The 13706-nt window shown below is 67.7% G+C and carries 8 protein-coding genes; 6 read left to right on the forward strand and 2 right to left on the reverse strand.

Annotated features, from left to right (window positions below; all coding sequences use genetic code 11):
• Positions 1-18: 18 nt before the first annotated feature.
• The gene (locus tag DKG75_RS08540; RefSeq protein WP_109920661.1) at positions 19-765 is read right to left on the reverse strand and encodes a DUF4386 family protein; all 747 of its coding nucleotides are present in this window, start codon (positions 763-765) and stop codon (positions 19-21) included.
• A gap of 94 nt (positions 766-859) precedes the next feature.
• The gene (locus DKG75_RS08545) at positions 860-3478 is read right to left on the reverse strand and encodes a winged helix-turn-helix domain-containing protein (protein ID WP_109920662.1); all 2619 of its coding nucleotides are present in this window, start codon (positions 3476-3478) and stop codon (positions 860-862) included.
• A gap of 166 nt (positions 3479-3644) precedes the next feature.
• Here DKG75_RS08545 and DKG75_RS08550 point away from each other — a divergent pair, with 166 nt between their 5' ends.
• From DKG75_RS08550 to DKG75_RS08575, 6 genes are all read left to right on the forward strand, one after another.
• Positions 3645-4697 (forward strand): helix-turn-helix domain-containing protein, encoded by a 1053-nt coding sequence (locus DKG75_RS08550; RefSeq protein WP_109920663.1) that lies wholly within the window; start codon positions 3645-3647, stop codon positions 4695-4697.
• Between the two features lie 198 nt (positions 4698-4895).
• Complete coding sequence (locus tag DKG75_RS08555) at positions 4896-6638, forward strand: DUF1302 domain-containing protein (protein WP_166646403.1); 1743 nt, start codon at positions 4896-4898, stop codon at positions 6636-6638.
• 20 nt (positions 6639-6658) lie between these two features.
• Entirely contained in the window at positions 6659-8017 is a 1359-nt protein-coding gene (locus DKG75_RS08560) for a DUF1329 domain-containing protein (protein WP_208111985.1), read from the forward strand.
• Positions 8018-8392: 375 nt separating this feature from the next.
• Positions 8393-9772: a DUF1329 domain-containing protein gene (locus DKG75_RS08565; protein WP_109920665.1), complete on the forward strand. Its 1380-nt coding sequence runs from the start codon at positions 8393-8395 to the stop codon at positions 9770-9772.
• Between the two features lie 79 nt (positions 9773-9851).
• Positions 9852-12047: a DUF1302 domain-containing protein gene (locus DKG75_RS08570; protein WP_166646402.1), complete on the forward strand. Its 2196-nt coding sequence runs from the start codon at positions 9852-9854 to the stop codon at positions 12045-12047.
• Between the two features lie 100 nt (positions 12048-12147).
• A complete protein-coding gene (locus tag DKG75_RS08575) occupies positions 12148-13686 on the forward strand; it encodes an acyl-CoA synthetase (protein ID WP_109920667.1) in 1539 nt (512 codons plus the stop codon).
• Positions 13687-13706 lie beyond the last annotated feature (20 nt).

Raw genomic sequence — 13706 nt, forward strand, 5'->3', positions numbered from 1 at the left:
TCACGCCCCCGGGCGGGGTCAGTCCTCCCACTCGGCGAAACGGTCGACGCCGCGGATGACGTAGCAGGCGACCGGAATGATCCAGACGAAGAACATGATGTAGACGGCCCAGAAGGAAATCAGGCCGTTCCAGGCCAGGGGGCCGGTGGTGAAGAAGGGCACCATCGTGTCGGAGATATAGAGCGCGCCGACCGCGAAGGTGAGCCAGCACAGCCATGCCGGCACGATCGGCGCTGCCCGCCGGTCGCGCAGGAACAGGACGGCGAAGGGAATATACTGGAGCAGGGTGCAGGTGATCTGCACGTCGATGGTGATCCAGCCGAGATCGTTCAGGAGCATGATGTCCTGCGGCGTGCGCAGTTCGGGCCGGAACGCCGCCGTCAGCCACAGGAACAGGGCGACGACGATGATCACCCAGGTCAGCACCGCGCCGATCAGCTGCATGGTCGACAGTGCCGCCGACCGGCCCTCGGCCTTGCGCATCAATTGGGCGATGGCGACGGCGAACACGATGTAGAGGGGCTGGAACAGCAGGGTGATCACCATGCCGATGCGGATGCCCAGGCTGTTGGCGGTGTAGAAGTCCGCCACCGCCTGCGGCCCCCAATGGGCGGCGGGCGGCGGCATGAAGCCGGCGATCAGGGCAAAGCCGATCACCGAGCCGACGATATAGACCGGCCCCATCCAGGCGCAGAATTTCCACACCCGCGTATCCCACGACAGGCGCCGCGTCGCGCTGCCGCTCAAGGCTTCGATCGTAACCATTGAAATCCCTCCCCGGTCGGTCGCCGCCGCCTTCGGCCGGCCGGGCAAACCTTATCGCCGAAGCGGGCGGCGCGACCTCGACCAAGGATGGGGCTCAGGCCAGGATGCCGTTGGCCCGGGCCTTGGCGATGGCCGCGGTCCGGGTCTTCACCTCCCATTTGTTGAAGACATTGTGCAGGTGCCATTTGATCGTCGGCAGCGAGATCAGCATATGGGCTGCGATGTCGGCGTTCTTCAGGCCGCTGGCCGCCAGGGTCAGGACCTTGACCTCTGCGGGCGTCAGGGGTTCCGCCGGCGCGTCTTCCTCCGCGGCCGGCTCCGCCGCCGCGACGGCGATGCCGCAGGTATCAGCGATCGCCTCGGCAAGGGCGATGCAGGCGGGATCGACCCGCCCGGCAAGGCGCCGGGCATGGTCGGCCAGGGCCGGCGCCAGCAGGCGGAACAGGATCGCATTGTCGAGGAAGCACTGGTGCAGCCCCTCGGGCGCCGCGCGCTCGATCGCCGCCCACAGGCATTTGATGGCCAGGCCGCTGTCGCCTTCGGCGAGATGGGCGGCGGCGCGCAGGATCGAGGCTTCGGCATGGGCGCGGAAACGCCGGTTGGTCGCCGCCGGGCCCATGATCGTGCTGGTGATGGCGATGACCTGCCGCGTCTCGCCCTGGGCCAGGTGATGGCGGGCGAGGGCCAGGCGGATCTGTTCCGCGATCGAGGGGCAGTGGCGCACGCTCGCCTGGGCCAGCACGTCGAGATCGGCGAGGTGGCGCAGGCCGCTGCCCTCGCTGCGGCCGCCGCGGGGGCTGAGGGCGGCATCGATCCGCAGCAGCCGCAGCTGGTTGCGCGCCCGCGGGCCGAAACGCTGCTCGATGGTGTTCTCCAGGCCGTTGGCCAGGGCCAGGGCGGCGTCGATGCCCTCGCGGCGCAGCTTCGAGGCCATGGCGACGCGGATCCCGGCGATCGCGGTATCGGCGACGCCGTGGCGCAGCCCTGCGACCAGATAGCGGTCGATCAGCCGTTCCGCCGCCTCGACCGCGCCGCTGTCGAGAAGGGCGGCGGCCCGGACCAGTTCGATGGTGGGACGGATGGCGTTGCCGCGGTCGATGTCCGCCGGCACCGCGTCCAGGCGGCGCAGGGCTTCGAGCGGCAGGCCGCCGTCAAGCGCGTGCAGGGCGGCGACGATGGCGATCCAGGCGCGGAGATACTGGCTGTCGCCGCGGGCGGCCTCGGCCCGGGCGAGGTCGAGGGCCGCCGCCGCCCGGATCGGATCGAGCAGCGCCATGCCCGACATGGCCAGCGCGATGGCGATGGTGATGCGGTCGATCGGCGGCGCATCCGCGGCTTCGATCAGCCAGCGCGAGCCTTCCTGGCGCACGCGGTCGAATTCCTCGAAACCGAAGGCGACCAGGATCTGGATCAGGCGCATGCGCAGCGAATTGCCGCCGCCGAAGATCCGCTCGGGATCGGCGAGCAATTGCGCCACCCGGGGGAAATCGCCGTGGAAGACGACGCTGCGGCTGATCCAGAACAGGTTGTCCGGCGATTTCCGGATCGTCGGCGTCAGGTGTTCCAGCATGGGCATCAGCGCGTCGGACTTGCCTTCGCGGGCGAAGATATCGTCGGCGTGGCGGCACAGCAGGGCCGCCGCCTCGTCGCCCTGGCCGGCCTTCAGGCGGCAGGTGGCGGCCAGCACCCAATGGCGGCGCGCCTCGTGCCAGTCGGCCGCGGTCATCAGGACGAGCTTGACCAGGTCCGGGTCGCGTTCCCGGGCGACCGCGGTCAGATAGTCGCGGAACAGGGGGTGCAGGCGGAAGCCGGTGCTGCCGGTCGCGGTCACGAAGGGGCAGGCATCGACCGCCCGCATCAGCGCGAAGGCCGCGGGCCGGCCGGTCACCGCCTCGGCGAGATCGGCATTCAGCCCGTCCAAAGGCGCGAGAAGGAGCAGGAGTTCGGCGGTTTCCTGCGGCACCAGGGCGACCGCATCCTCGAAATAGGCGGTGAATTCGCGCAGCGTGCCCGAAAAATCGCGGGCGATCTGGGGCAGGCTTTCGCCGCGCGCCAGCCGGCGATGCACCACCGTCAGGGCGGCGGCCCAGCCATCGGCGCGCTGGATGATGGTGTCGAGCGCATTTTCCTCTTCGGGCGCGAGGGCAGCGGCGAAAAGGGCGCGGGCTTCCGACGGCGCATAGGCGAGGTCGGCGAGGCCGATCTCCTCCATCTTGCCGTCGATCAGCAAGCTGCCCATGCCGCAGCGGAAGCGATGGCGGGCGGTGGCCAGCACGCGAATGGCGCCATCGGCGCGGTGGAAACTCTCGACCACCAATTGCCGCTGGGGCTTGTGGTCGGCATGGTGGAAATCGTCGATCAGGAGATAGGCGGCCTCCTGCCCGGGTGCGGGGCGCAGGGCTTCGATCACCGCCTCGGGCGTGAGCGGGCCGTCCGCCGCCCCCACCGCCTGCCGCAGCCTTTCGGCGAAGACCGCGGGATCGGCGCAATCCGGCGTGCAGGACAGGAAGGCGACGGCGGCGTGCCGGGCGGCGAGGTCGGCCCGGGCGTCGGCCAGCGCGCGGGATTTGCCGCTGCCCGGCGGGGCGAAGATCGCGGTGACGATATTCCGCGCCAGACTGCCGGCAATGGCGCCGGCGACGCGCGGCCGGGCGAGGACGGCCCCGCGCCGCGCCGGCGGCATCGAATCGGTCTGGGTGGCTCCCATGGTCATTGTTTCCTCCCCGGCCGGTACTGGTCGCTTTGCCGTACCGTTTTCTTGTGCGCCCATCTTAAGGCAGGAGTTTCCCGGGCAGAATGTCCGGACGGGCCAATTTTCTTGATCGATTCCGCCAAATCGCGCCATCCTGCCCCGGCAGGTTGCGCAGCGGAGGAGCCGCATGCCCGGTGATGCGAAACGAAGGGGCGCGAGCCCTGCCGCCCCTGCCGGCGGCGGGCCGCGCTGGCAGGCCCTGGCCGGCGTGGAGCGGGCGGCGATGGCGTTCCAGGCCCGGCTCGGCCGGCCCTGGCCGGCGGCGGTCGGCCCCCTTGAACTGCCGGCGGAGGGGGCGCCCAGCCACCGCGACTTCGCCCGCGAATTGACCCGCTATGCCGTCCGCCTGAACGACGAGGGCCTGAAGCTGCTGGCGGAGCCGATCGCGCTCGGCTCGTTCCACCTTGCCGCCGATGCGGTGGTGGGCGAGCCGACCCTGTTCGACATCTGGCGGAAATGCGCCCGCTTCAACAATACGGTGACGCCGGCGCCGCCGCTCTCCGCCCGGATGCTGGGCGACCGCATCGCCCTGGTCTGGGCCGATGCCGGGCCGGAGCGCGCCCATCCGCTGTTTCCCTTCGTGCAACTGCTGTTCTTCCAGCGCCTCACGGTCTGGCTGACCGGGCAGCGAACCCTCGACGGCACGCTGCATGTTCCGGCCGCCGCCGCCCCCTTCGTCGACGATTGGGCCGGCATCCTGCGCGGGCGGGTGGAACGGGCGGAGGTCTTCGGCTTCTCCATTCCGGGCGAACTGGCCGCCCTGCCCAATATCCGCGATCACCGGGCGCTGGCGGAACTGGCCAGCCGGCCGACCGAATACATGCTGTTCGTCGACGACGAGCCGGGCCTGACCGAGCGGGTGCGCCGCATCCTGCGCGGCCGCCCGGGCGAGATCGTCGCGCTCGAGACGGTCAGTGACCTTTTGCATATCAGTTCGCGCAGCCTCAGCCGCCATCTCGCGGCCGAAGGGACGAATTTCTCCGACCTCCGCACCGAGATCATCTGCGAGGCGGCGGTGCGCCTGCTCGGCCGCAGCACGCTGCCGATCGCGGAAATCGCCCGCCACCTCGGCTTTGCCGAGGCGGCCAGCTTCAACCGCCTGTTCCGCCGCGGCACGGGCATGGCGCCCAGCGCCTGCCGCCGCACCCTGGCCTCGACCCGCATCGACGACCTGCCCTGACCGATACCCGTCCTTGGTATGGGACGGGGTCGGAAAGATGGGCCCAGATTGATCACAACGCTCGGGCTGCGGGCGTTGTGGTTGCGTTCGAACAAGCCGGATCAACGGCCGTCAAACGGCAAGAACGATCCGCCGGGAACTGCCCGGCGGACGACAGGGGGACTCATGTTCAGGAGTCAGGGAAAAGGCCGCATCGCCTTGGCGGCCTTGGCCGTCGGTGCCTTCGGCACCGCGGGCGGATCGCAGGCCGCGGAATTCAGGCTGGGCGATGCCGACATCACCTTCAACAATGTAATCAGCACGGGCATGTCGATCCGGGCCGAACGGCCCGATCCCGAATTCGCCGCGCCGGGCAATCTGCCCGGGGGCCAGGCCTCGTCCAATGCCTTCGACGACGGCTCGCTGAATTTCGGCAAGGGCGAGATCGTGTCGAGCACGGTGCGCCTGTTCTCCGAACTGAAGCTCGACTTCGGCGATTTCGGCGCCGTCGTCAGCGGCAAGGCGTGGTACGACCACGAGCTTTCCGAGGGCAAGCGGGACCACGGCAGTATCGCCGGCGGTTACGGGGCGGGGCGGCACCTGGATGATTCGGGCTTTGCCAACCTCGCCCGCTTCAGCGGCGTCGCCTTGCTCGACGCCTATGTCCGCGGCAGCCTCGATGTCGGCGACATGCCGCTCGAACTGCGGGCCGGGCGCCAGGTCGTCAGCTGGGGCGAAAGCACTTTCATCCCCGGCGGCATCAATGTGATCAACCCGGTCGACGTCAACGCCTTCCGCCGGCCCGGGGCGGAATTGAAGGAGGGCCTGCTGCCGGTCGGCATGGCCTATGGCAACCTGGGCCTGACCCCCGATCTCAGCCTCGAAGCCTTCTACCAGTTCGAATGGCTGCCGACCGAGATCGACGGCTGCGGCACGTTCTTCTCGACCGTCGATGCCCTGGCCAAGGGCTGCAACACTTTCACCCTGGGCACGGGCGGCGACGCGGCCACCATCGCCGGCGGCGTGACCGCGAAACGCGCCCCCGACCTGAAGCCCGAGGACACGGGGCAGTTCGGCTTCGCGTTGCGCTATTTCTGGCAGGATCTCGATGTCGAGCTGGGCGCCTATTTCCTCAACTATCACAGCCGCCTGCCCTTCATCAGCGCCTATAAGACGACGGCGGCCAATGGCGCCACCCCCTTCATCCCGGGCGATCCGCGGGGCGGCAACCCGCGCTATGTCGCCGAATATCCCGAGGATATCCAGCTCTACGGCGTCAGTTTCGCCACTGTGATCGGCGGCGTCTCGGTCTCGGGCGAGGTCAGCTACCGGCCGGAACAGCCGGTCCAATACAATGCCAGCGACATCATCGCCGCCGCGGTTTCGGGCGGGACGGCGGTGGATACGCCGATCTCGGCGGTCTGGCGGGGCATGGCGGCGGGCGAACTGCTGCACGGCTACGACAAGCTGCGCCAGACCCATGCCCAGGTCACCGCGTTCAAGACCTTGCCGCCGGCGCTCGGCGCCGCCGGCATTACCCTGATCGGCGAGGCCGGGCTCGAAGTGCTGGGCAATATGTCGGACACGATCCGCTACGGCCGCAGTTCAGTCTTCGGCATTGCCGCCTATGGCGGCGCCTGCCGCGAGACGACGGCGAAGAAATGCGCCAACGACGGCTATGTCAGCGATTTCTCCTGGGGCTATCGGGCGCGGGCGGTCTTCGACTATCCGGGCGTCTATGCCGGCATCAATGCCAAGCCCTTCGTCAGCTGGTCGCATGACGTCGACGGCTATTCCGCCGACGGCACCTTCGCCGAGGGGCGGATCGGCCTCGGCCTCGGCGTCGACCTTGACTATCAGGGTTACAGCGTCGGGGCGTCCTACACCACTTTCAGCGGCGGGGACTATACCTACGGCCACGACCGCGACTTCTTCGCGCTGAGCGCGACGGCCCGGTTCTGAGACCGGCCGGGGAGGATGACGTGAACAGATCTGCACTCCATGCGCTTTCGGCCATCGCCTGTCTCGCGCTGGCATCGCCCGCCGCCGCCCGCATGACGGAGGGCGAGGCTGCCCGCCTCGGCGCCGATCTCACCCCGACGGGGGCGGAACGGGCGGGCAATGCCGCCGGCACGATCCCCGCCTGGGACGGCGGCCTGGCGGTCCCCCTGCCGGGCATCGTGCCCGGCACCTCGCGGCCCGATCCCTATCCGGACGACAAGCCGCTGTTCCGCATTACGGCGGCCAATCTCGACCAGTATCGCGGCCAATTGTCGGACGGCCAGGCGGCCATGCTGAAACGCTATGCCGGCACCTATTACATGAATGTCTATCCGACCCGGCGCAGCGCCGCCCTGCCGCCCGCGATCTATGCGGCGATCAAGGCCCAGGCGAGCCGGACCGAACTGGCGGACGGCGGCAACGGCATCAATAACCTCGGCCAGTCGACCGTGCCCTTCCCGCAGCCGAAGACCGGCCAGGAAGCGATCTGGAACCATCTGGTGCGCTATCGCGGCGAGGCCATCGACCGCCGGGTGCTGCAGGCGGTGGTGCAGGGCAACGGTTCCTATGCCCCGGTCATCATCCGCGACATGATCTCCTTCCGGCCATCCTTCGCCGGCCGGCCCGACCTCGACAATACGCTGTTCATGGATGTCCAGCGGGTGCTGGCGCCGCAGCGCCTGGCCGGCACCGCGCTGCTCGCGATCGATGCCGTCAACCAGGTGCTGGAGGCGCGCCAGGCCTGGGTCTACAACGCCGGCATGCGCCGGGTCCTGCGCGCCCCCGAAGTCGCCTACGACAACCCGGGGACGGCGGCGGACGGCGCCCGCACCACCGACAATTACGACATGTACAACGGCGCCATCGACCGCTACGACTGGAAGCTGATCGGCAAGCGCGAAACCTATGTCCCCTATAACGCCAACCGTATCGATGCCCGCGCCCTCAAGTATGACGACATCATCCGCCCGGGCCATCTGAACCCGGAACACCTGCGTTACGAACTGCACCGGGTGTGGACGGTCGAGGCGACGCTGAAGGAAGGCCAGCGCCACATCTATGCCAAGCGCGTGTTCTATCTCGACGAGGATACCTGGTCGGCCCTCGCCATCGATCATTACGACGGGCGCGGCCAGCTCTGGCGCGTCGCCGAGGGGCACCTGCTGCAATATACCGAGGCGACGGTGCCGCTCTACGCCGTCGAAGTGCTCTACGACCTGAACGACGACCGCTATCTCGCCTTCGGCATGAACAACGAGGAACCCTACGAGTTGAACTTCGACTGGCGAGCGGAGGACGGCTTCTACACCCCGAGCAACCTGCGGCGTTTCTCGAACTGACGGCCACCCCCGACCAAGGTTCGGGGCCGGCCGGGCGGCCGCCGCCTATTGCTCGCGCGACGGCGGCCTGCGGAGCTTGCGGCCGTCGCGACCGAACCCGCCGGCTCAGGCGCTGTCGCCTGGCCCGCGGGGACGGTCGTCCTCGCGCGCTCCGCGCGTATCGGTTCTCCTCCACCCAACCGGTGCGCCAACTCGGCCCCGATGCGCCGGCTCATGCCCCGGCCGTCGGGGCCTTTTCTTTTAATGACGCCAGATTGGGGATTTCTGCGGGCCCATGCCCATCCTTAGGTGGGCCTGCCCGATCGGCCCCTTCCTACCTTGTCCGCCGTGCACGAATACAAAAACCTCGGCGTTGGCCGCGGGGAGGAAAGAGGCATGAAGCTCATCACGACACTCGCCGGCCTGCTGGCGCTCGGCTTCGCGGCGGCGCCCGCGCAGGCGAAAGTCCCGGAGGCCGAGGCCGCCCGTCTCGGCAAGGACCTGACCGCGGTCGGGGCGGTCCGCGCGGGCAATGCGGACGGTTCCATCCCGGCCTATGACGGCGGCATCCGGACGCCGCCCGCCGGCTACAAGCCCGGCATGCATTACGTCCACCCTTATGCCGGGGACCAGGTCCTGCACACGATCACCGGGGCGAATGCGGCCCAATATGCGGCCAAACTGACCGCCGGGCATCAGGCGATGCTGCGGCTCTATCCCGATTTCAAGCTGAAGGTCTATCAGAGCCGCCGCTCCTGCTCCCTGCCCGAGCGGGTGGAGGAGGCGAGCCGCCGCAACGCCGTCACGGCGACCATGACCGAGGACCAGAACGGCCTGAACAACGCCATCCTCGGCGTGCCTTTCCCGATCCCGCAGAACGGCGTCGAGGCGATCTGGAACCACCGGCTGCGCTATCGCGGCTTCAAGTTCCGGCGCTATTTCGCCTCGGCCGCGGTCAACCGCAGTGGCGACTACGCCCTGTTCAAGGCGCAGGACGAAGGCATCATGCATTATTCCGGCCCCGGCCTGGCCGAGATCGGCGACGTCACCGACATCGCGCAGCTGAAGAATATCGGCATCTCCTACCTGAACATCACCACGGCGCCGGCGCGCCTTGCCGGCTCGATCATCCTGGTGCTCGACACGATCAACGCCAAGGACCTGCCGCGCCAGGCCTGGCAGTACAACCCGGGCACGCGCCGCGTGCTGCGGGCGCCCGAGCTTGCCTATGACAATCCGCTCTACAACACGGACGGCCTCGCCACCACCGACCAGTTCGACATCTACAACGGCGCCACCGACCGCTACAGCTTCGAACTGAAGGGCGTGAAGGAGATGTACATCGGCTATAATGCCTATGATTACATGTCCGACCAGCGCGGCTACAAGGAACTGCTGACCGGCGGCACGGTCAATGCCGATCTCGGCCGCTACGAGCTGCACCGGGTCTTCGTCGTCGATTCGACGTTGAAGGAAGGTGTCCGCCACGTCTATTCCCGCCGCACCTACTATCTCGACGAGGACAGCTGGAACATCGCCGTGGTCGAGGCCTATGACACCCGCGGCGACCTGTGGCGGGTCCAGGACGGGCCGATCGCCAATTACTACGACATTCCGCTCTGCTCCTCCGCGATCGAGGCGACCTACGACATCCAGTCCGGCCGCTATGTCGTCTTCGGCCTGAAGAACGAGGAGAAGATGCTGAACTGGAGCGTGAACGACGTCGATCCGTCGAAGTTCACGCCGGATGCGATACGCCGCATGGGCAGCCGCTGATCACGCCATCGGGAAACAGGGGATGGGGGGCGAGCCGCCGGTACAGGCGGCCGCCCCCTGGAACGAAGGGGGAAATGCAATGAATGACGGGAAGCGCGGACGCCGGTCGTCCCGGCGGCTGGGCCTGATGGCCGCTTCGGCGGTCGCCCTCGCCGCGGCCACGGCCTCGGCCTATAATTTCGACCTGAGCGACGAGATCTCGGGCTCGATCATCGTCTCGCTGTCGACCGGCGCCCAGGTGCGCATGGCCGACCGCGACCCGCGGAACTACGGCTATTACTACGGCGGCGGCCTGATCTCGGCAGGCAACGACAACGGCAATTTCAATTTCGACAAATACGACGTATTCAGCCAGATCACCAACGTCCGCACCGAACTGAGCCTGAAGTGGCAGAACTACCTGTTCTATGTCCGCGGCAACGCCTTCTATGATTCGATCGCTTCCAACAACGATTTGGCCGATTTCGCGGCCGACGACCGCGTCTATACCAGCGGGCGTTACACCCCGAGCGCGAAGAAGAAGGCGGAATGGGGTGCCCAGCTCCTCGACTACTATATCCGCGGCGATTACACGCTGGCCGACCGGCCGCTGACCGTGACCGTGGGCAGCCAGATCCTGAACTGGGGTGAGGCGCTGTTCACCATCAACGGCATCTCGGTGATCAATCCGATCGACGTCGCCCGCATCCGCGTGCCCGGCGCCGAGCTGAAGGACGCGCTGATCCCGGTGCCGATGGTCTCGGCCAGCTACGGCATCACCGACCAGTTCTCGGTCGAAGCCTTCTACCAGCTCGATTTCGAGCCGTTCAAGCTCGATACCTGCGGCAGCTTCTTCTCCTTCACCGATAATTTCTGCAACGGCGCGAAATTCACCGAAACCTTCACCGACGGTCTCGACCGCAGAACCTATACCGCCGGCACCGGCCTCAACCCGACCGACTACGACAATCCCCAGCGGCAGATGCTGGCGGCCAACCTGCCGATCCACCAGGACGACGATCCGGACGTGAACGACTGGGGCGTGTCCCTGCGCTATTTCTCGCCCGAGCTGAACAATACCGAGTTCCAGCTTTACTACATGAATTACACCTCGCGGCTGCCGTCGTTCCGCTATACGTCGCCGCCGCAATTCGCCAATGGCACGGGCAACGTCAACCTGGGCGCGGCGCCGGTGCCCCTGGTGCAGGGGCTGCTGGACCAGCTCGGCGTCGACCAGCTGAATGCCCTGACCTCCGCCCTGTCGACCATCGTCGGCGGGCCGGTGAACGACCTGCTCGGCGCCCTGACCAACCCGCTCAGCGGCGCCCTGATCGATCCGCCCTTCGGCACCTCGCCGCGCTCGAAGGTGTTGGAGAATATCGAGAACGGCCGCCTCGAAATCTACTACCCGACCGGGTTGCAGATGATCGGCTTCGCCCTGAACACGACGTACGACCCCTTCCGTCTCGCGATCAATGCCGAGATTTCCTGGAAGCACAATGTGCCGATCTGGATCTCGGAGCCGGCCTTCCTCGCCACCGCCTATAATGCCAACGGCGGCGTGCCCATCGACCAGGTGACGCGCGACGCCGAGACGCCGATCTGCGTCGGCACCGTCTGCGTGCCGAATTTCGGCGTCGCGGCCACGGTCGATGCCCCCGGCGTCGCCTTCGACGACCGCTACATTCCCGGGCGCCAGTTCTATCTCGACGAAAGCCATGACGCCTGGCAGGCGGCGATCCGCTTCACCCAGATCTACGGCGGCACCGATTTCATCACCCGCCTGCTCGGCTGCAACCAGCTGATCGGCCTCGTCGAATTCGGCGCCATGTATTTCGACCTGGACGACGGCACGCAATATGCCGCCTATGGCCAGAACGGCTTCAGCGGCTTCAGCACCCGGCCCCTCAACGTCGGCCCGCTCGAAGTGGTGCCGTCCCTGCCGGCGACGGTGCTCGGCCCGGGCTTCCCCGCCACCGGGAAGACCCCGTCGAAATGGTCGGGCGGCGTGCAGGGCCTGTTCTTCTGGGATTACCCGAATGTGTTCGACGGCGTGACCCTGACGCCTTCGGTCGGCTTTTCCCACGGGCTGTTCGGCATCACGCCGGCGCCCAATCCCGGCTTCGTGAAAAGCGTGACCTCGATGAATTTCGGCCTCAAGGCCGAATACGGCGAGCATTGGGCGATGAACGTGAACTATTTCAAAAGCTGGGGCGGCGGCGGCGGCTCGGGCGGCTCGCGCAATCCCTATCTCGACCGCGACTTCATCGGTTTCAACGTCTCCTATATCTTCTGAGCGCAAACGGGTGCGAGGCCGGCCCCGCCGATGGTTGGGGGCGGCCGTCGCGGCCGGTGCCAGGATCGCCGCAGCCCTGCATCTGCTCCGGAGCCGCGACATGCATCCCTCGATCCACGCCAGGACCAATCCCGACAAGCCGGCCTGCATCATGGCCGAGACCGGCGCGGTGACCACCTTCCGCGACCTGGACGAACGGTCGAACCGCGGCGCGCAATTCTTTCGCGCCCTCGGGCTGCAGGCGGGCGATACGATCGCCGTCTTCCTCGACAATACGCCGCGCTATTTCGACATCGCCTGGGCGGCCCAGCGCGCCGGCCTGTTCTTCACCTGCATCTCGTCCAAGCTGACGGCGCCGGAGGTCGACTATATCGTCCGCGATTCCGGCGCCCGGCTGCTGATCGCGGCCGCCGCCCTCGGCCCCGTGTTGGCCGAGGTCGCGGCGCTGCTGCCCGATCGCGCGCTCTATGCGCTGGGCGCGGCGCCGGCGCCGTTCATGGATTACGACGCGGCGGTGCAGGCCTTCCCCGCGACCCCGATCGCCGACGAGACGGCGGGCTCGGACATGCTCTATTCCTCCGGCACCACCGGGCGGCCCAAGGGCATCAAGGTCCCGCTCAGCGGCCAGCCGATCGACGCGGAAACGCCGATCAGCCTGCTGGTCAGCCGGGTCTTCGGCCTCGGGGCGGAGACGGTCTATCTCTCGCCGGCACCGCTCTATCATGCGGCGCCGCTGCGCTGGTGCATGACCATCCAGAAACTCGGCGGCACCGTCGTGGTGATGGAGAAATTCGACGCCGAGACCTGCCTCGCCCTGATCGAGAAATACCGCGTCAATGCCGCGCAATTCGTGCCCACCCATTTCGTGCGCATGCTGAAGCTGCCGCAAGCGGCGCGGCAGGCCCACGACCTGTCGTCGCTGAAATTCGCCGTCCATGCCGCCGCCCCCTGTCCCGTGCCGGTGAAGCGGCAGATGCTGGACTGGTGGGGGCCGATCGTCTTCGAATATTATGCCGGCACCGAAGGCAATGGGATGTGCATGATCTCGCCCGGCGACTGGCTGGCCCACCAGGGCTCGGTCGGGCGGGCGGTGCTCGGGGCGCTCCGCATCTGCGACGAGGCGGGCGAGCCGCTGCCGCTGGGGCAGGAGGGGCTGGTCTATTTCGAGGGCGGCCCCGGCTTCGTCTATCACAACGACCCGGAAAAGACTGCCGAAAGCCGCAACGCCCGCGGCTGGACCGCGATCGGCGACGTCGGCCGCATGGACGAGGACGGTTACCTCTACCTGACCGACCGCAAGAGTTTCATGATCATCTCGGGCGGCGTGAACATCTACCCGCAGGAAATCGAGAATCTCCTGATCACCCATCCGCGGGTCGCCGATGTCGCGGTGGTCGGCGCGCCGGACGAGGAAATGGGCGAGAGGGTGGTCGCCGTGGTCCAGACCGCGGACCCCGCCGAGGCCGGGCCCGCGCTCGCCGCCGAGCTGATCGCCTTCGCCCGGGCCAACCTGTCCCATGTCAAGGCGCCGCGCCAGGTCGATTTCATGGCCGAACTGCCGCGCCATCCGACCGGCAAGCTCTACAAGCGCCTGATCCGCGACGCCTATTGGGGCAAGACGGACAGCCGGATCGTGTGATCCCTGCCGCCGGCAAGGGG

The organism is Zavarzinia compransoris, from assembly GCF_003173055.1.
GTDB lineage: Bacteria > Pseudomonadota > Alphaproteobacteria > Zavarziniales > Zavarziniaceae > Zavarzinia > Zavarzinia compransoris.

Coding starts and splice junctions, on each gene's coding strand:
- DKG75_RS08540 (WP_109920661.1), bottom strand. CDS start 765: ATGGTTACGATCGAAGCCTTGAGCGGCAGCGCGACGCGGCGCCTGTCG.
- DKG75_RS08545 (WP_109920662.1), bottom strand. CDS start 3,478: ATGACCATGGGAGCCACCCAGACCGATTCGATGCCGCCGGCGCGGCGC.
- DKG75_RS08550 (WP_109920663.1), top strand. CDS start 3,645: ATGCCCGGTGATGCGAAACGAAGGGGCGCGAGCCCTGCCGCCCCTGCC.
- DKG75_RS08565 (WP_109920665.1), top strand. CDS start 8,393: ATGAAGCTCATCACGACACTCGCCGGCCTGCTGGCGCTCGGCTTCGCG.
- DKG75_RS08570 (WP_166646402.1), top strand. CDS start 9,852: ATGAATGACGGGAAGCGCGGACGCCGGTCGTCCCGGCGGCTGGGCCTG.
- DKG75_RS08575 (WP_109920667.1), top strand. CDS start 12,148: ATGCATCCCTCGATCCACGCCAGGACCAATCCCGACAAGCCGGCCTGC.